Source organism: Penaeicola halotolerans (assembly GCF_016464625.1).
GTDB lineage: Bacteria > Bacteroidota > Bacteroidia > Cytophagales > Cyclobacteriaceae > Penaeicola > Penaeicola halotolerans.
Genome location: NZ_JAEAGO010000003.1, coordinates 1 through 17,087, shown reverse-complemented (window position 1 = coordinate 17,087; position 17,087 = coordinate 1). Strand labels below are relative to the sequence as shown.

The following is a 17,087-nucleotide window of genomic DNA, read 5'->3' as shown; positions in this document are numbered from 1 at the left end:
AGTGTTAGTTTGTTGTTTGCTGTCAGTTTTTCAGCATTGGCGCTAACTTGTATATACCCCTGACCCTTATCAGGCTTAGCCCACCAATTATGGGTGGATAAGCCTGGTTTTCTCTCGTATTTTGTCAGGCTTATTAAAACTACGGTTTTTTCAGAGATCATCAAATGGTGATCCGATATTTTGTAATGAGCGCAAGCTAACGTGTGTATATATTTCAGTAGTTTTACTCGAGTTATGACCTAGTAGTTCTTGAATATGTCTTAAGTCAGTACCTCGTTCTAATAGATGAGTGGCATAAGAGTGACGCAACCAATGTGGTATCACAGGTTTTTTGATGCCTGCTTTTTCTAAAGCTTGTTTTAAGACTTGTTGCAAACTCCTTGCATCATAAGGCTTATTTGGATGCCCTTTTCAACCAAAAGTATGTAGCCAATACTAGCAAAATCTCAGTGAAATTACCTCCCCAAAAAGTACAAGTGATATTTTGAATGTGAAAAAGACTTAAAACTTTCACTATTGCCAGAATCTGTGGTATTTAGTTGGTGTTTCTCCGACTTTACCTAGGGTTTCCCCAGGGTTATCCTCGACTCTTCCTCGACTCTTCCTCGACTATACTTCGACATTATTTTTTTCGAGACGCTTTGTGCCACCCCTAAAAAGGCACTTTGCGCAAATCCTCAGAATGCTATGAATTCTTAAAAATGGACAAAAATCACAGTTTTTTTAGAGGTGCTGTAAGAACATATAAATCGAACCTGTAGCGTGTGATAACGCCTCTCATTTATTGATGCATCCTAACAACCTCCCATGAGGAAAATCTCTTAGCAGAAGTGCTACTGACCTACCGCCACCAGGTGGTCGTATCATATATAAGATAAGAAGCATCTAATCCCATATTGTCTGCGACCAGCAAACCTTATTCGTATATAAACGCGCTACTTCGAGATGCTTCCTTCGTCAGCATGACAAGGCAGGCTGAGTACGTCTTAATAGGGATACTTCATGTCGTTAACAATTATTGAAATGCTGGTTTGATGTAAAATGCCCGTTTTGTCACCCTGACGATAGGAAGGGTCTCAAAGCAGAAATTATACTGTATTTATTCGGTTAACTGGTCGCAGTATGTATCGAATGAGGCTATTCTAAAACTAAAAACTTTATCATCTATTCGACCACCTTCGGGGTCGTTAACTACCTGCTATCTAATTGCTACAAATATATGACCCACTTCGGGATCATGACCTCTTTTGTTCAAAAGTATACCCTCTCTATTGGAGGCAGGTGCGACCAGCTAGCCCTAACCGTGCACAAACGCGCTACTCCGAGATACCGCACGTGCGGTATGACAATGCAGACGGGGTACGTCATCCTCCCTTCTGGAGGCAGGCCATCCCTGCGGGAGGTAAATGCGAGGGCTTGACCCGAAGCATCCAGATCATCATAACCCTACCATTACCAACCCCTTCTGGAGGCGGGTTCGACCACCTTCTTCCCAACTAGAGGCTATAAAAAAGTCTATGTCAAAGGCATTAGAAATGCCAACCTCAAAAATCCTCGTTGCAAACGAGGACTAGTGGGTCAATTTCTCCTCATTTTTCTGAACTTTTATTCATAGACTTTGTATTATATGTATATACATCAATAAAGTAATTATGAGACCTATCAAACGCATACATCCAGCAGACTATAGACCGATCGCAGACTTGATCACATACAGTCCGATGCCTAGCTATCAGCTACAGCAGGTCGATCCTTTTATCTTTTTGAATCACCATGGCCATCAGACCTATAAGCCGAATAATCAGGGTTTGCCTTTTGGACCACACCCCCACAGGGGGATGGAGACGGTGACCTTTATCCTAGAGGGTGATATCATGCACCAAGACTCTGGTGGGCATCAGAGTGTGATCGAGGCTGGTGGTATTCAGTGGATGACAGCGGGTAGTGGTTTGATCCATGCAGAGGTGAGTTCGGATAAGTTTAAGCGCGAGGGTGGAGATCTAGAGATCCTGCAGCTCTGGGTTAATCTTCCTGCTAAATTAAAGATGACCAAGCCGCGCTATATCGGAAAGCAAAAGTCTGAGATGAATCATATCCAAGTAAATGAAAAGGTCAGTGCGCAAGTGATCGCTGGCGGTTGGGATGATGTAGCAGGTAGCTTTGAGACGCTTTTTCCAATCTCGCTGCATACAGTCACGATGCAGTCAGGAGGTTCTTTTGAAAAAATGATCCCTGCTGAGGAGAATATCTTCTTTTATGTAGTCAGAGGAAAGGTCAAGGTGAGTGGGGAAGAAGTGCCCTTTAGAAATCTGGTAGAATTTAAAAATGAGGGGGATGCACTAGCGGTAGAAGCGCTAGAAGATAGCATCATCCTCTTAGGACATGCTAAGCCGCATAATGAGCCGATGGTGGCTCAAGGACCTTTTGTCATGAATACGCGAGAGGAAATCATGCAAGCTTATCAAGACTATCAAGATGGTAAATTTGGTAGTTGGGATTAAAGGATAGCAAAAAAGGTGATCATTTGATCACCTTTTTCGATTTAATGCTGATGGCCTTCATGGTCATGGTCCAAATCTGCGCCTTCATGTGTGCAGATGCTTGTACCGGCTACTTTGCCAGCACCTCCGCAGTTCATGCATGCGGTAAAGATCAATTTAGATCCTTCACACTTAGTACAGGTGAGTCGGCCCTTGCTTTCACAGCGGGTACACTCGTAAAATTCTTTGATGCCGAGTGCGTTGACTTTGGTGATGACACCTTTTCCACTACAAGTGGTGCAGGAGATGATGCCTATGCCACGACAGAGGTTGCAAGTTTGGGTGCTTTCTTTGGCGCCTTTACAAGTGCCGCAGATTTCGTAGAGATAGCCTTTGGTATCACAAAGTTTACAGTTAGAGATGCTGAGCAGGGGTGCTTTGAGGAGATTATTGAGCTCTAGGGCTTTTTCATAGTTATCCCCATTGGTTTCATTGATCTCGAAGTACTTGTCTAGGAAGTTTTTGCTATTGAAGTACTGCTTGATCATGTAGAGTGTCTCTGCAAAGTAGTAAGGCATCTCTGCGGGGATATTGTAGCCCTTATTGAGGATATCTCTAAAGATCTCATTGGCGCCTTCATAGTCGGCTACTTGCATCTTTTGGACTGCTTGCTCGAGGAGTCTATCGGCTGGATTTTGGGTGAGTCTGACTTGTGCTATTCCCGACTGCATCCCTAGGAAGAGGATCAGTAGGAGTAAATACTTATTCATATATTGCTTATTCTTCAAACCAAGGTGTTTTAGTGGCTTTGCTTTCAAGTATGTTTTCTAAACTATCGGGAAGATACGGAAAGAAGTCTATTTGAGTCAAAGATTCTACGCTATCTACTGAAACGATAAACTCGGTCAAAGGTCTATCTAGTTTCTTATTTTCAAATATAAATGCTATTGCTTGGTATTTAGGTCCTTTGAGATCATAAATTACTTTGTAATAGTGAGTAGGCACTGCCACTTGATTGCTGCCGATCGTTTGTGGGCTTTGCTCAAAGACAGGGCCTGTGACGATGTAGAGCGTCTCATATTGGCTAGCCCAGTAGCGCACTTGGGTTTCCAGTTTTTTCCAGATGCCTCTATTGAAGCTAGGTGCTTGAGGCGACATATTGCTCATGTAAAAAGACTCTTGCATGGCTGTCTCAGAGAAGGAAAAGTCTGCCGCAGGCGCTAGATGACCTCTATCATAGCCCGATCGTAAGTAGTCATCAGGATGTGCTGAGCCCGTACTCACTTTAGGGTCTATTTTAAAATTATCTGAGCGCTCAGCGGCACCATTGAGCTCCGTACTTTCTAGTTTGTAGATGACCCAAGCAGCCTGCTCTGTGGGTTCATCATAGAAGAGGGTATAGGCACTATGCTCTATGAGTTCTCCCGCTTTATTGACTGTAGGGTAGCTTAGAGAGAAGTTTTCAAAGAGAGCAGCTTCCCAAGCTGTGTTTGTAGTATTTGGCTGTGTAGGATTCTTATTTTCAACAGGAGGCGATGCTTCTTTAGGGGAAAAGATTTCCTCTACTGTGGGTAGTTTGGACTTACTGTCTTGGTAGACCTTCACTGCGCAAGTGCTGAGGATCATGATCAGTATCAATCCAGTGATCATACTTGCGATGCTGATCCATTTCTTACTTTTGCTTGAGGTATTTTTTCTTCTTTGCCGAGTGCTCTTTGCCATCGATTCAAAAATAATCAAAATATGTTCGAGCTAATCTATAAGCCTTCTTGATATTTAATAAATCTCTGGGCTAAGGTCTGGCTCGTAGGATTACTTATATTTGCTCAGTGAAACAGCCCCGCATAGCCATCATAGGAGCAGGAGCCGCAGGTTTTTTTGCTGCGATCCACGCTGCAGAGACTTCTCCTAAAGCTTCAGTCACGATCTTTGAAAAGACCAGCAAGGTACTCGCCAAAGTGAGTATCTCTGGTGGTGGACGTTGCAATGTGACCAATCATACGCTTGAGATCAGTAAACTGGTCAAAAACTATCCTAGAGGAGAGAAATTTCTCAAGAAAGTCTTTCAGCAATTCGCTGTCAAGGATACCATCGCTTGGTTTGAGGCTAGGGGTGTCAAGCTCAAAGTGGAGCCAGATATGCGGATGTTTCCAGTGACAGATCGTTCGGCTTCTATCATACAGGCTTTGACGCAAGCAGCAGATAGGTTAGGCGTACGTGTGCAGCTTCAGACACCTATTCTCCAGATAGATCCACTCCCGAGTGGACAGATAAGATTAGCTTCAAATAAAGACTTGGGAAACTTCGATGCAGTGATCGTGACTACGGGCGGAGGGAGTAAGTTAGCTCACTTTGATTGGCTCAAATCGCTCGGTCATGAGATCGCTTCACCAGTACCTTCTCTTTTTACTTTCAACTACCCCAAAGACCCAGTGACTAGCTTGAGCGGTGTGGCTGTACCATCGGCTTATGTCAAGATCGAGGGTGCCAAGTTAGAATATGAGGGACCTTTGCTGATTACCCACTGGGGAATGAGTGGTCCGGCTGTTTTGAAGCTTTCAGCTTGGGGTGCTCGCTGGCTTGAAGAAATTGACTATCGCTGTAGAGTGTTGGTGCGCTGGCAAGCAGCCGTCAAAGAAGATGATGCTAGAGCTGCGCTAGAAAAGTATAAGGGTGAAAATCCTAAAAAGCTGATCGTGTCACATCCTCAATTTGAACTTCCTAGTAGGCTTTGGGTATTTTTAATTACTCGCGCAGAGATTCCGCAGGATATGCGCTGGGTTGATTGTAGCAAAAAGCTCATGAATAAACTCATAGAGCTGCTTTGTCGCGCTGACTTTGAGATGTCAGGTAAAACGACCTTCAAAGAGGAATTTGTCACCGCTGGGGGAGTAGCACTGAGTGATATCGATCCTCATACCATGCAGAGCCGTAAAGTGCCTAATTTGTATTTTGCAGGGGAGGTGATTGATGTAGATGGGATCACGGGGGGCTTTAATTTTCAGGCGGCTTGGTCTACAGGATATGTTTCAGGTAAGTCTGCTTTAGGAAATCTGAAGGGAATTTGATAATTTGGATTGCTTTAGTTTTTAGCCAATAAACCTAACAATACCAACACATCTATGTTGTCCAATGACATCTTGAATTATGAGCGCATATTAGAAACTGCTGAGGGTGATGAGGAGTTTAAGCAAGATTTGATTTTGGCACTCCAAGATTCCCTTACAGAGCTAAAGGAAACATATCAAAAGGGAATTGCTTCCTATGATTTGATTTTGCTCAAGCAGGCGCGCCATAAAATCAAGCCTACTTTACAGCTTTTTGAGATGAACCAACTCAAAAATGCACTAGATGAAAGTAAACAGATCACGGAAACTCACGAACAATCTTCTGAAGTAGTCAAAAAGAGCTTGGAAGATGTTCTAAGGTGCTGTGACGAAGTCTTGGCAGTGATCCAGCAAAATGCTTGATTTAGGGCATAAAAAAAGAGGATGAAACTCATCCTCTCTTTATTTTTATTCCAAACACCTATGAAGAAAATTTTACTTACCACAAAATTAAGTTTTGTTTTGTGATAAAAAAATACCTTCATGTAAAATATTTGTTAAGTTTCTTTAGAAAATCACACGTGCAGATAATATGAAATTTCTTCCAGGTGCGCTCAGGCCTGATGAATAGGGTCTATAGTGTTGATCCAAGATATTTTCTACCGCTCCATTTACCTCTAGGTTATCATTAATTTTATAAGCTCCACGGATATTTAAAGTGATCCAAGCAAGTGCTCCGTCAGGGGTATAAAGAAAAGGTTTGTTTTGTTCTGATGGGGCAAGTCTGTCAAAAGGTAGTGGACCATTAAACTGCGTGAAAGTTTCTACTTGCAGTTTGTCCGTTTCGTAGTTGACGCTCAGCTGACCAAATACTGGTGTGACGTGCCTCAGTGGGATATTACTCACAGCGTCCTCTCCAAAAGTATAAGTTACCGCACCAGAAGCAGACCATTTTGGCGTGAAAGCAGCCTTGAAATTCATGCTAGCTCCATAAACGTAAGCTTGCCCGATATTGACTATCGCTTGTACTCGACTATTGACTCCATCGTAAACGATGCTGTCTGAGCCATTGAAAGTGAAGTTTCTTCGCTCCATGGCATTGTATAAGTAGGAGTAGAAGACAGTTCCTTCTATTTTGAATTTCTCTTCAAAGGTTTTGCTTATACCAAATTCCGCATTGTAGCTATATTCTGGTTTAAGGTCTTGGTTTGGGACTACGACATTGCCAGGTTCTGAATCGAACACTTTGCCTACATCATCGAGATTGGGCGCTCTAAATCCTGTAGAGACCATCAAGGAGTACTTGATATCATTTACAGGTTGGTGGATGATACTGGCACTTCCATTGACAGATCCATTGGCTAGAGACAGTTGGTCAAAGGGTAGTTCAAAGAAGCTGGTGTTGTCAAAATAGCCTAAAAGTCCTACATAGCTATATCTCGCGCCATAGTTCATGATCCAACGTGGTCTAAATTTCCACTTATAGTTGAAGTAAGCGGCAGCACTGTAGTAGTAAGTGCCTCCATCTGGATAGCGCGTGCTAGCAGCTGTTTGCTCTTCCGTTACTAGATTCGTTCTAGTAGCCGAGCTGCCCACATAGTTGTAGAGTAATTCAAAGCCATAGAAGAGTTCGTTTTCCTCATCAAATGCTTTTTCGATGTCCCAATTCATACTGACGACATCCACTTTTTCTAAGCGGCTAGTAAGGTTGTCCGACTGAAAAACTCTGGTATTTCTACTTTCTTCAAATCTCTGGTAAGCTAAGATGAATTTGCTCTGATCCATCAAGCTATAGTCTGTATAGGCGATAGATTTGAACTGGTGCATTACCCACTTTTGAGGTCCGTAGTACCATGCGCCATCTCTGCTACCATCTTCCTCTCGCTCGATGAGTCTATCATAGCGTGGGATATCAGAGGTATTGGAGTAATGAAAGGTGTAGCTCATGTCAATCTCATCAAATGGCCTGAATCGAAACTTTTGCATGATATTGACCTGCTCGTACGCTGTGGGGATCTGTACATTGGGATTGTCATTGACTAAGATGGTATCTCTGTTGTCAATTCTGTCTACATAATCGAAGTTTTTGAAAAGGTCTGGGTATTTGTCTGGTCTTCTATTTCCCGCTCTGAGATCTCCAAAGGAACTGAAGGACATGGAAGTGTAACTCCCAAAGAATTGACTTGCTAGGTTCAATTGTAAATTAACCGTATTTTCATTGTTTGCACTTGAGTAGCGGGTCATCGCTTCGCCTTGCATCAGCATGTTTTGGTCACTGCTTAGCTTGGGAGATTTGGTGTGGAAGTCCATCACACCACCGAGTGCATCACTGCCATAGAGTACAGACCCTGGTCCAAATACAACCTCAGCACCTTCTAGGGCATTGGGGTCTATGTTGATGATATTTTGAAGGTTGCCACTTCTGAAAATGGCATTGTTCATACGAACGCCATCTACCACGATCAGGACAGAGTTGGCAGAGAAGCCTCTGATGATCGGACTTCCACCACCTAATTGGCTTTTTTGGACAAATACCTGTCCGCTACCAGAGAGTGCATCTGCCGCAGTCTGAGGATTCCTGAAATTGATATCTCGAGGACTTACTTCGACTACCTCATGAGCGATCTCATTTTTATCCTGTTCCCATTTGCCTGCTGCAATGACGATCTCGGACATGTTGATCACCTTTTCTCGCATCCGAATGACATATTTGGCTTCTTTGATTGCTGGAGGAGAGAGTATGAGTGTTTCGTAGGAGGGATGCTTGATCTCCAGGGTCGTGTTTTCTGGGAAAATACGGATATTGAATATGCCATTTTCATCTGTCAAGACGTACTGATTTTTTTGCAAATCAGTGATCATCACCCTTTCTATGGGCTTTAATGTTTTTTGATCTATGATTTTTACGGATTGTGCAAATGCAGAAAAGCAGCAGCAAAAAAATAGGATAATAAATATGGAAATGCTTCTCATTGATTGGCTAAATTATCTATAATCATACAGATAAGTCGCTGGAAATTCAAGGATTTTTGAAGGAATGGAAGCTGATTTTTTTTGAAGGTTTCTGTTACCTTTGGTTGTTAGCCACGGTAACAGATGTTTTACTGTTTTCATAGACGACTTTGTCTACAAGCATAAATCCCAGTAACAGTAAAAATGGGATGATTAACCATTTGATTTTCATCATGTTAAAAATTTAGATTTAAAAATAATTTAAATGACCAGTCTTATACTGATCATTTTTAAAACCGATCTGTTCAGTAAATAGTTCTTTTCTTTGCAAATTTGTTGGATTAGTATCTATTTAATTAATGAATTTATAATTTTTTATGCCTTATATCTCATCATCTACTTATCACAAAGTGCCTTTTTACTTGCGTAATGGACATATGGAGACCATCATCCCAAGTCTTTTTAGGAAAGTAAAAGGGGTCAATTATGAAAGGGAGCGTATTGATACTTCAGATGGAGATTTTTTAGACTTGGACTGGAGTCGTATTTCTACAGGTCAGAAGAGATTACTTATAGTTTCTCATGGTTTGGAGGGGAGTACGGACAGGCACTATGTGAAGGGTTTGACTAAGCTCATGAATGGCTCAGGTTGGGATGTGATGGGTTGGAACTGTAGGAGCTGTGGGGGAGAAATGAATCGTGCTTTTAGGCTTTATCATCATGGTGCTACAGATGATTTGGCTGCTGTGATCGATCATGTATTGGCTCTCGGTCAGTATGAGGAGATCTATCTCGCTGGTATCAGCATGGGAGGTAGCATGACACTTAAGTACCTTGGTGAGCAAGCACATCAGTTGTCAGATAGGATCAGAGGTGCAGGTGTTTATTCTGTTCCTTGTAGTTTGCCTTCCAGTGCTGCTACGCTGAGTGTGAAAGGAAATAGCTTTTATAAAAATCGTTTTTTAAAGAAGCTGAAGGAAAAGATGAAGCTCAAAGCTGCGCAGTATCCTGATAGACTCGATATCAGTGGCATAGATGATATAAGCTCTTTTGATATTTTTGATAGTCTGTATACAGCTAAGCTTCATGGCTTTAGAGATGCTGCAGATTTTTATCAAAAAGCCAGTGCGGAGTCTCATTTGCCACAGATCAATGTACCTGTTTTGATTATCAATGCGTGGAATGACCCACTCTTAGGAGATGCTTGTTATCCCGTAACTTTGGCTAAAGCGCATGATTTTATTCATTTGGAGACACCACTTAGAGGAGGTCATACGGGCTTTATGCTCCAAGGAGATGAGTTCACTTGGGCAGAGTATAGGATTCGGGATTTTTTGACTAAACTGTAAGCAAAATCTCTTATTTAAACCTATTAAGTGCCAGTCCAGCTACTGTTTCACCTATAGATAGGGAAGAAGTGGCAGCTGGAGAAGGCGCGTTGCAGACATTGATCGCATATGGCTCTTCTAATATGAGGAAATCATCGATCAACCCACCCGTTCTGTCGCAAGCTTGCGCGCGAACACCTGCTCCACCATCTACTAAATCGCTTTCTTGGATATCAGGGATGAGTTCTTGAAGGGCTTTGGTAAAAGCTGCCTTGGAAAAAGAGCGATAAAGTTCACCCAGACCAGTCTTCCAATATTTGGCTGCTACTTTTTGAAAACCTGGCCAAGCAAGTGTTTCGGCTAGTTCAGCGAAGTTGACGTCTGTTCGCTTATAGCCTTCACGCTTAAAGGCCAGCACGGCATTTGGTCCTGCCTCTATACCACCCTTCATCATTCGCGTGAAGTGTACGCCTAGGAATGGGAAATTAGGATCTGGAACGGGATAGATGAGATTTTTGACAAGGTATTCTTTCTCTTTTTTGAGCTTAAAATATTCGCCTCTAAACGGGATGATTTTCAAGTCTACCTTGGAGCTTAGCTTGGCGATTTTGTCAGAGTAGAGACCCGCGCAATTGATGACGAGCTTGGTTATATAGTTGTGTTGACTTGTTTCTACAATTGTCTCTCCATTGATTTCTTTAAGTCCTTGTACCTTGGTTTGGAAGAATATCTGCCCGCCTAGTTTCTCAAACTTTTCTGCATAGGCTTCGGCTACTCTTTTATAATCTACAATACCTGTTTGTGGTATGTGCAGTGCAGCCACCCCTTGTACATAAGGTTCGTATTCCTTCAATTCATCTAGTGTGATTTTTCGACTTCCGACTAAGCCATTTTGTAGACCTCTTTCGAGTAGGTTGTTGAGCAGGGGAACTTGCTCTTGCTTCGTGGCTACGACTACCTTTCCTGTGATTTCAAATGGGATGTTTTCTTCCTCACAAAACTTGATCAGTTGATGATATCCTTTGATGCAATTGGTAGCCTTTAGACTTCCAGGCTTGTAGTAAAGTCCAGAGTGGATCACTCCAGAATTATTGCCTGTTTGATGCAGTGCTACTTTAGATTCCTTTTCTAAAATGGCGATTTTAAGCGTGGGTTTTTGCTGGATGAGGTGTAATCCAGTAGCTAAGCCTACAATGCCTCCTCCTATGATCGTGATGTCGTATTTCATACCTGATATTTGATAACAAAGATAATAGAGGATCGGAATTAGGAATGAGATTCTCTAAATTTCATTGTGGAGTTTTTATATAAAAAAAGCCCTCATGAAATTATCCATGAGGGCTTTAAGCTGTTTAAGCGTTGCTTAGTTATCTTTTTTAGCTTTTGCGCTGGAGGCTTCTTTTTTGTCAAAGTTCATAGACACTGAGTTGATACAGTATCTGATACCCCCTTTGTCTTTAGGTCCATCAGGGAATCTGTGTCCGAGGTGTCCGTCACATTTGGCGCAAGTAATTTCTTCTCTTACCATGCCATGTGAGTAATCCATAGATACTTTGATGGCATTTTTGCTGATCGGCTCTGTAAAGCTTGGCCATCCACAGCCGCTGTCATATTTAGCTTCCGAGCTAAATATCTCATTGCCACAAGCTTTACACTCATAGATACCCGTTTCTTTGTTGAGGTAGTATTCTCCAGTGAAGGCTCTTTCTGTTCCTTTTTCTCTCAATACATGATAGGAAAGTGGATCCAGTTTCTTTTTCCACTCTTCTTCAGGCAAGCTTACTTTGGCTACTTTTCCGTTATCCATTTTCTTTTCGATCTTTTTGTCTTGTGCTTGAGAGCATGATGCACCTAGGACTAAGGTGGCAAGGCTCATGATATAAATTAACTTTTTCATATTCTCTGCTTTTTTAGATTAACGGCTCGTAGGACTCTTTGTTTAACTAACGTAAAGTACGAGTCCTTTGAGGTATTCAGATTCTGGATGATAGATATTTATCGGGTGATCTCCTGGCTGGGAGAGGTAGTGTAGGATCTTGATTTCTCTGCCTACTTCTATGGCTGCTGCGGCTATGGTATTGGCAAAGAGCGCTTTGTCTACTACTTGTGAGCATGAGAAAGTAAATAGTATTCCGCCAGATTTGATTTTTTTGAGCGCTTCAGCATTGAGTCTTTTGTATCCTTGGACGGCATTGTGTCTAGCGTTTTGACTTTTAGCAAAGGCAGGAGGGTCAAGTATCACCACATCAAAATCATCACCTATTTCTCTAATATATTTAACTACATCAGCCGTAATGGCCTCATGCTTTCCTTTAGATGGATTTAGGGCGATGTTTTCTTCCGTGAGTGCGATGGCTTTTGCAGAAATGTCTACTGAATGAATTTCTGTGGCACCAGATTGGAGTGCATAGACTGAGAAGCCACCCGAATAGCAGAAAGTGTTGAGTACTTTTTTTCCCTTGCTGTAGCGCGCGAGTAAAGCTCTATTTTCTCTTTGGTCTATGAAAAAGCCTGTTTTTTGACCTGTAATCCAGTCTATCTGAAAGCGATGACCATACTCCTGGACTTGTGTACTAGGTGCTTCACCTAGAAGGAAGTGATTGTTTATTTGGGCTGCAAACTTTTTAGGAAGTGTTTCAGAGCTCTTGTCATAGATGCAGTTAATCTGCTTTCCAAGGCAGTTTTGCAGGGCTTGAGCGATCAAGTCTATCTGCAGATATACACCTATGCTATGTGCTTGAATAACGGCAGTCTGTGCATAGATATCGATGATGAGTCCTGGTACGCCATCTCCTTCTGCATGAAAAAGTCTATAAACATTGGTTTCTGAGCTATTTACAAGGCCTAAAGCTTGTCGTAGTCTGAGTGCTTGTTTGATTTTTTCATCCCAAAACTTTTGATCGATAGCTTGCTCTTCAAAAGCGATAATTCTGATGGCAATACTACCGTCTTGATAGTGTCCAAGACAGAGAAAAGCGCCTTTATGCGTACAGACTTTGACGATGTCACCATCTTTGATATCGGCATCCATACGGGCTATTGCACCAGAAAATATCCAAAGGTGTCTTCTTTTGACAGCAATTTCTTTACCTGGCTTGAGGTATATTTGAGGGTAGTTCATAGAATCTTTTAACAAATTGACTCATTAAAGATAAGGTCACAAGGGTATTTTATAAGGTCTAGTACTCATAAAATATCCTGAGCCTTAAATAAAAGCGTCCTCAAATAGTGCTTGGCTATAAGAGGACGATTTCTTGATATGAATGATGCGATTTATTTTTGGTACATTTTTTCTCTCAGTGCGTTGATCTCTGCGCTTTCTAGGTAGTCATCATAAGACATCCTACGATCGATCATGCCTTTAGGAGTAAGTTCGATGACTCTGTTAGCTACCGACTGTACAAATGCGTGGTCATAAGAAGACATCATCACTGTACCAGGGTATTCTAAGATCCCATTGTTAAAAGCAGTGATCGACTCTAGATCCAAGTGCGCAGTAGGCTCATCGAGTACTAGTACATTTGGGTTAGCTAGCATCATTTTGGAGATCATACAACGGACCTTTTCACCTCCAGAGAGGACTTTGGTCTTTTTGAGAGATTCTTCCCCTGTGAATAGCATTCTACCCAAAAATCCTCTTACATAGCTTTCTTCAGCATTTTCGGCCGTGTATTGGCGCAGCCACTCGATGAGGTTCATGTTGCCATCGAAGTATTTGGCATTGTCATACGGTAAGTAAGCATTTGTAACGGTCACGCCCCACTTAAACTCTCCTTTATCGGCTTTGACTTCTCCCATGATGGTTCTGAAGAAAGTACTCACTGCGAGCTTTGTTTTAGAGATGAAGGCAACTTTGTCACCTTTTTCAAGCATGAAATTCACATCATGGAATAGGGTAGTACCGTCATCTGCTTTTTTGGTTAGTTGCTCCACCATGAGGATCTGATCACCAACTTCACGCTCTTGCTTAAAGATGATGCCAGGATATTTTCTAGTACTTGGCTGGATTTCATCTACATTAAGTTTTTCGAGCATTTTCTTACGTGCAGTCGCTTGCTTAGATTTGGCTACGTTGGCACTGAATCGCTCGATGAACTCTTGTAGTTCTTTACGCTTTTCTTCTGTTTTCTTGTTTTGGTCTGCTCTCTGTCTTGCAGCTAGCTGACTAGATTCATACCAGAATGTATAGTTACCAGAGTAAGTCTGGATTTTACCAAAGTCGATGTCCACGATGTGTGTACAGACAGTATCTAAGAAGTGTCTATCGTGAGAAACTACGATAACTGTATTTTTAAAATCAATCAGGAAGTTTTCTAACCAGTTGATTGTCTCGATATCAAGGTCGTTAGTAGGCTCATCGAGTAGGAGGATGTCAGGATTGCCAAACAAGGCTTGTGCAAGTAAAACTCTTACTTTTTGCTTACCATCAAGTTCGCTCATTTGAAGGTAGTGTAAGTCTTCAGAAATCCCCAGACCACTCAATAGTGATGCAGCATCACTTTCGGCATTCCAACCTTCCATCTCTGCAAACTCCCCTTCAAGTTCAGAGGCTCTGAGACCATCTTCTTCTGAGAAGTCAGGTTTTGCATAGATAGCATCCTTTTCTTCCATGATCTTCCACAGCTTGCTGTGACCCATGATCACTGTCTGTAATACTTGGTAGTTGTCAAATTCAAATTGGTTTTGCTTTAATGTAGCCATACGCTCTCCTGGAGAGATGGCAATCTGCCCTGTAGTACTTTCTATTTCACCAGAAAGTATTTTGAGGAAAGTAGATTTACCTGCACCGTTGGCTCCAATGACGCCATAGCAGTTGCCGGGAGTGAATTTTATATTGACATCCTCAAAAAGGATACGTTTGCCAAATCGTAGGGATAGGTCAGAAACAGTAATCATTTCGTTTGCTTATTTTGATTTTGAAGGTGCAAAGATAAGAAAAATATGTTCCTCAAAATAATGGACTCCTAGCGCAAGCGAGATTAATTATTACTGATCAGTGTGTTACAATTTTTAGACTCAGAGATTGTCCGATGCAGCCTCATGAAGGCGCTTTCTAATGTATTGATCTAGGAGAGATCTTGTGGTTTGATGGATTTTGTCTTGCATGAATTTGGTCCATCCAAAAAAGAAGCCTGGTAAACCTAAAGCTTGCCTGCTCCATTTCCAAAGATCAAAGTGATCGAAGTGTCTGTAGATGAGGCCTTCTTTGAAAGTAAATTGAGCTGTTACGTGATTGATCACTTTGCGTTTCTTTTTGCCAAAGGGATAAATAGCTTTCCATTTGGCACTTCCATTGGATTCGGAAGCTTTTATTTGCTCAAAAGAGATTTTCAGTTGGCCATTACTTCTCAGTAGCAGCATTTCCCACATATACTTGACTTCCGTACCTTTCAATTTTCTAAATACAGGATCTTCAAAAATGATTTCTGGATGATAGCAGGCCATCATTTGTTCCAAGTCATTATTGGCAAATGCTTCATAGAAATTTTTGATTAGTACCTCTGGAGATTTCATAGGAGTGAAGAAGTTAAAAAAAGAGTAGTTTTAGTGATTACTAAAACTACTGTCTGATTTATGGATTTGAAAGTCGATCAATCGTGTTTGCTTTTTTGATCTCTTTTGTTTTGCTTTTCTTGCCTTTTTTCTTTGAGCGTCTTAGTAGGCTCTTTTTTGGTCGTTTTCTTTGCGTCTTGACTTTTAGCCATGGGAGTAGTTGCTGAGTGGGATGCTAGGCTTCGTTGCACTAGGTTGCTCTCAACAGTATGAAGTTACAAGTTTTTAGGGAGGAGTATTAAAATTTTGAAATAATTTTTTTGTGCTGAGTCAAAAAGAAAGGCCTCAGAAACACATGGATTGGATGATGTTCAGAGGCCTTTGTGAAATCATGTGAGTTTTAACCTAGTTTATTGATCAAGTCAACAATTCTATTCGAGTATCCCGCCTCATTGTCATACCAGCCGACTACTTTGACTAAGTTGCCATTGACAGCAGTGAGTTCCGAGTCAAAGATGCAAGAGTGAGGATTGCCGATGATGTCTATGGAGACTATTGGGTCTGTGACATATTGAAGAATGCCCTTGAACGGGCCTTCAGCAGCTTTTTTCATCACAGTATTGATTTCTTCTATCGAGACTTCTCTAGAAAGCACTGCTGTCAGGTCAACGAGGGATCCATCAGGGATCGGTACTCTCATAGCTACACCATCTAGTTTGCCTTTGAGATGTGGCAAAACGAGACCGACAGCTTTAGCAGCGCCAGTAGAGGTAGGTACTATCGAGTATGCCGCTGCTCGGGCTCTTCTGAGGTCATTGTGCGGAGCGTCCACGATATTTTGATCACCTGTATAGGAGTGTACGGTAGTGATATAGCCCTTTTCAATTCCGAAGTGATCATCTAGCACTTTAGCCATAGGAGAGAGGCAGTTGGTCGTGCAGGAAGCATTAGAAATGATTTTTTCTTGGCCTGTGATAATGTGGTCATTCACCCCTAAAACAACGGTAGGTACTGTGTCAGGACTTTTGGTAGGAGCGGATATGATTACTCTCTTGGCTCCTGCGATCAAATGTCCCCTAGCACCTGCTTCATCTGTAAATCTGCCGGTAGCTTCAAGCACTATATCTACACCTAGTGATCCCCAAGGAATGTTTTTAGGTTCTTTTTCTGAAAACAACCTGATCAATGAGCCATTGATGATGAAGCCGTTTGATGCTACTTCTATCGTGCCATCGAACTTGCCATGGACAGAGTCATATTTGAGTAAGTGAGCTAGGGTAGGGATGTCTGTCGTGAGGTCATTTACAGCGACTATCTCTATATTACTTTGCTTTAGCAGGAGTTTAAAAGCCAGGCGACCGATGCGTCCGAAGCCATTGATAGCTACTTTGATCTTTGACATCTTGATATCTGGGTTTATTATGATGGTTTGGTATGCGAAATTAGCAAAGAAAGGGAGAATGTACAATGAAAAAGATTTCCTACTTAGCATCAGCCATTTGGCTGTAGAAACGAAATATTTTTTGGTCACATTTTGTGAATCAAAAGCTAAATTCTATATTTGCATCACCATTTCGGGAGGGAAGCCTCAAAGAGTCAAATGGTCCGTTCGTCTAGGGGTTAGGACGTATCCCTTTCACGGATAAAACACGGGTTCGATTCCCGTACGGACTACATTAAACATCGTCATCGTGCGATAGCGGCCTTTCGAAATGGTCCGTTCGTCTAGGGGTTAGGACGTATCCCTTTCACGGATAAAACACGGGTTCGATTCCCGTACGGACTAC

13 protein-coding genes, 2 tRNA genes and 1 pseudogene are annotated in these 17,087 nt (G+C 41.9%); 6 read left to right on the top strand and 10 right to left on the bottom strand.

What is annotated here, in order from left to right; translation table 11 throughout:
• Positions 1–150: 150 nt before the first annotated feature.
• Positions 151–411 (bottom strand): annotated as a pseudogene (locus tag I5349_RS07650) (tyrosine-type recombinase/integrase); the annotation flags it as partial.
• Positions 412–1,652: 1,241 nt separating this feature from the next.
• On the opposite strand from I5349_RS07650, the gene I5349_RS07645 reads away from it, so the two are divergent.
• Positions 1,653–2,501, top strand: coding sequence for a pirin family protein (locus I5349_RS07645; RefSeq protein ID WP_226390170.1), 849 nt, complete (start codon positions 1,653–1,655; stop codon positions 2,499–2,501).
• 41 nt (positions 2,502–2,542) lie between these two features.
• On the opposite strand, the gene I5349_RS07640 is transcribed toward I5349_RS07645, so the two are convergent.
• The gene (locus I5349_RS07640) at positions 2,543–3,268 is read right to left on the bottom strand and encodes a DnaJ-like cysteine-rich domain-containing protein (protein ID WP_226390169.1); all 726 of its coding nucleotides are present in this window, start codon (positions 3,266–3,268) and stop codon (positions 2,543–2,545) included.
• Positions 3,258–4,202, bottom strand: a complete 945-nt coding sequence (locus tag I5349_RS07635) for a DNA/RNA non-specific endonuclease (RefSeq protein WP_226390168.1) — start codon at positions 4,200–4,202, stop codon at positions 3,258–3,260. Before I5349_RS07635 ends, I5349_RS07640 begins: the two co-directional genes overlap by 11 nt.
• A 107-nt stretch (positions 4,203–4,309) precedes the next feature.
• Here I5349_RS07635 and I5349_RS07630 point away from each other — a divergent pair, with 107 nt between their 5' ends.
• Together I5349_RS07630 and I5349_RS07625 are read left to right on the top strand one after the other, a co-directional pair.
• Positions 4,310–5,548, top strand: a complete 1,239-nt coding sequence (locus tag I5349_RS07630; protein WP_226390167.1) for a BaiN/RdsA family NAD(P)/FAD-dependent oxidoreductase — start codon at positions 4,310–4,312, stop codon at positions 5,546–5,548.
• Between the two features lie 54 nt (positions 5,549–5,602).
• The gene (locus tag I5349_RS07625; RefSeq protein ID WP_226390166.1) at positions 5,603–5,950 is read left to right on the top strand and encodes a hypothetical protein; all 348 of its coding nucleotides are present in this window, start codon (positions 5,603–5,605) and stop codon (positions 5,948–5,950) included.
• 144 nt (positions 5,951–6,094) lie between these two features.
• Here the strand turns inward: I5349_RS07625 and I5349_RS07620 are convergent, their stop codons facing one another.
• Positions 6,095–8,389 (bottom strand): TonB-dependent receptor plug domain-containing protein, encoded by a 2,295-nt coding sequence (locus tag I5349_RS07620; protein ID WP_226390762.1) that lies wholly within the window; start codon positions 8,387–8,389, stop codon positions 6,095–6,097.
• A 467-nt stretch (positions 8,390–8,856) separates the two neighbouring features.
• Between I5349_RS07620 and I5349_RS07615 the strand changes: the two genes are divergently transcribed.
• Positions 8,857–9,828 (top strand): YheT family hydrolase, encoded by a 972-nt coding sequence (locus I5349_RS07615; protein ID WP_226390165.1) that lies wholly within the window; start codon positions 8,857–8,859, stop codon positions 9,826–9,828.
• A 10-nt stretch (positions 9,829–9,838) separates the two neighbouring features.
• Here I5349_RS07615 and lhgD read toward each other — a convergent pair whose 3' ends face one another.
• From lhgD to gap, 6 genes are all read right to left on the bottom strand, one after another.
• Positions 9,839–11,035 (bottom strand): L-2-hydroxyglutarate dehydrogenase, encoded by a 1,197-nt coding sequence (lhgD, locus tag I5349_RS07610; protein ID WP_226390164.1) that lies wholly within the window; start codon positions 11,033–11,035, stop codon positions 9,839–9,841.
• A 135-nt stretch (positions 11,036–11,170) separates the two neighbouring features.
• A complete protein-coding gene (gene msrB, locus I5349_RS07605) occupies positions 11,171–11,614 on the bottom strand; it encodes a peptide-methionine (R)-S-oxide reductase MsrB (protein WP_226390761.1) in 444 nt (147 codons plus the stop codon).
• A 132-nt stretch (positions 11,615–11,746) separates the two neighbouring features.
• Positions 11,747–12,928, bottom strand: coding sequence for a class I SAM-dependent rRNA methyltransferase (locus I5349_RS07600; protein WP_226390163.1), 1,182 nt, complete (start codon positions 12,926–12,928; stop codon positions 11,747–11,749).
• Between the two features lie 152 nt (positions 12,929–13,080).
• Positions 13,081–14,703 carry an ABC-F family ATP-binding cassette domain-containing protein gene (locus I5349_RS07595; RefSeq protein WP_226390162.1) on the bottom strand — a complete coding sequence of 541 codons (1,623 nt, stop codon included), beginning with the start codon at positions 14,701–14,703 and terminating at the stop codon, positions 13,081–13,083.
• Positions 14,704–14,823: 120 nt separating this feature from the next.
• A complete protein-coding gene (locus I5349_RS07590) occupies positions 14,824–15,321 on the bottom strand; it encodes a nuclear transport factor 2 family protein (protein ID WP_226390161.1) in 498 nt (165 codons plus the stop codon).
• Between the two features lie 379 nt (positions 15,322–15,700).
• Entirely contained in the window at positions 15,701–16,702 is a 1,002-nt protein-coding gene (gap, locus tag I5349_RS07585) for a type I glyceraldehyde-3-phosphate dehydrogenase (RefSeq protein WP_226390160.1), read from the bottom strand.
• Between the two features lie 200 nt (positions 16,703–16,902).
• On the opposite strand from gap, the gene I5349_RS07580 reads away from it, so the two are divergent.
• A tRNA-Glu gene (locus tag I5349_RS07580) sits at positions 16,903–16,974 on the top strand.
• 40 nt (positions 16,975–17,014) lie between these two features.
• Positions 17,015–17,086, top strand: a tRNA-Glu gene (locus I5349_RS07575).
• Position 17,087: the final 1 nt, after the last annotated feature.

Coding starts and splice junctions, on each gene's coding strand:
- I5349_RS07645 (WP_226390170.1), top strand. CDS start 1,653: ATGAGACCTATCAAACGCATACATCCAGCAGACTATAGACCGATCGCA.
- I5349_RS07635 (WP_226390168.1), bottom strand. CDS start 4,202: ATGGCAAAGAGCACTCGGCAAAGAAGAAAAAATACCTCAAGCAAAAGT.
- I5349_RS07625 (WP_226390166.1), top strand. CDS start 5,603: ATGTTGTCCAATGACATCTTGAATTATGAGCGCATATTAGAAACTGCT.
- I5349_RS07620 (WP_226390762.1), bottom strand. CDS start 8,389: ATGATCACTGATTTGCAAAAAAATCAGTACGTCTTGACAGATGAAAAT.
- I5349_RS07615 (WP_226390165.1), top strand. CDS start 8,857: ATGCCTTATATCTCATCATCTACTTATCACAAAGTGCCTTTTTACTTG.
- lhgD (WP_226390164.1), bottom strand. CDS start 11,035: ATGAAATACGACATCACGATCATAGGAGGAGGCATTGTAGGCTTAGCT.
- msrB (WP_226390761.1), bottom strand. CDS start 11,614: ATGGATAACGGAAAAGTAGCCAAAGTAAGCTTGCCTGAAGAAGAGTGG.
- I5349_RS07600 (WP_226390163.1), bottom strand. CDS start 12,928: ATGAACTACCCTCAAATATACCTCAAGCCAGGTAAAGAAATTGCTGTC.
- I5349_RS07595 (WP_226390162.1), bottom strand. CDS start 14,703: ATGATTACTGTTTCTGACCTATCCCTACGATTTGGCAAACGTATCCTT.
- I5349_RS07590 (WP_226390161.1), bottom strand. CDS start 15,321: ATGAAATCTCCAGAGGTACTAATCAAAAATTTCTATGAAGCATTTGCC.
- gap (WP_226390160.1), bottom strand. CDS start 16,702: ATGTCAAAGATCAAAGTAGCTATCAATGGCTTCGGACGCATCGGTCGC.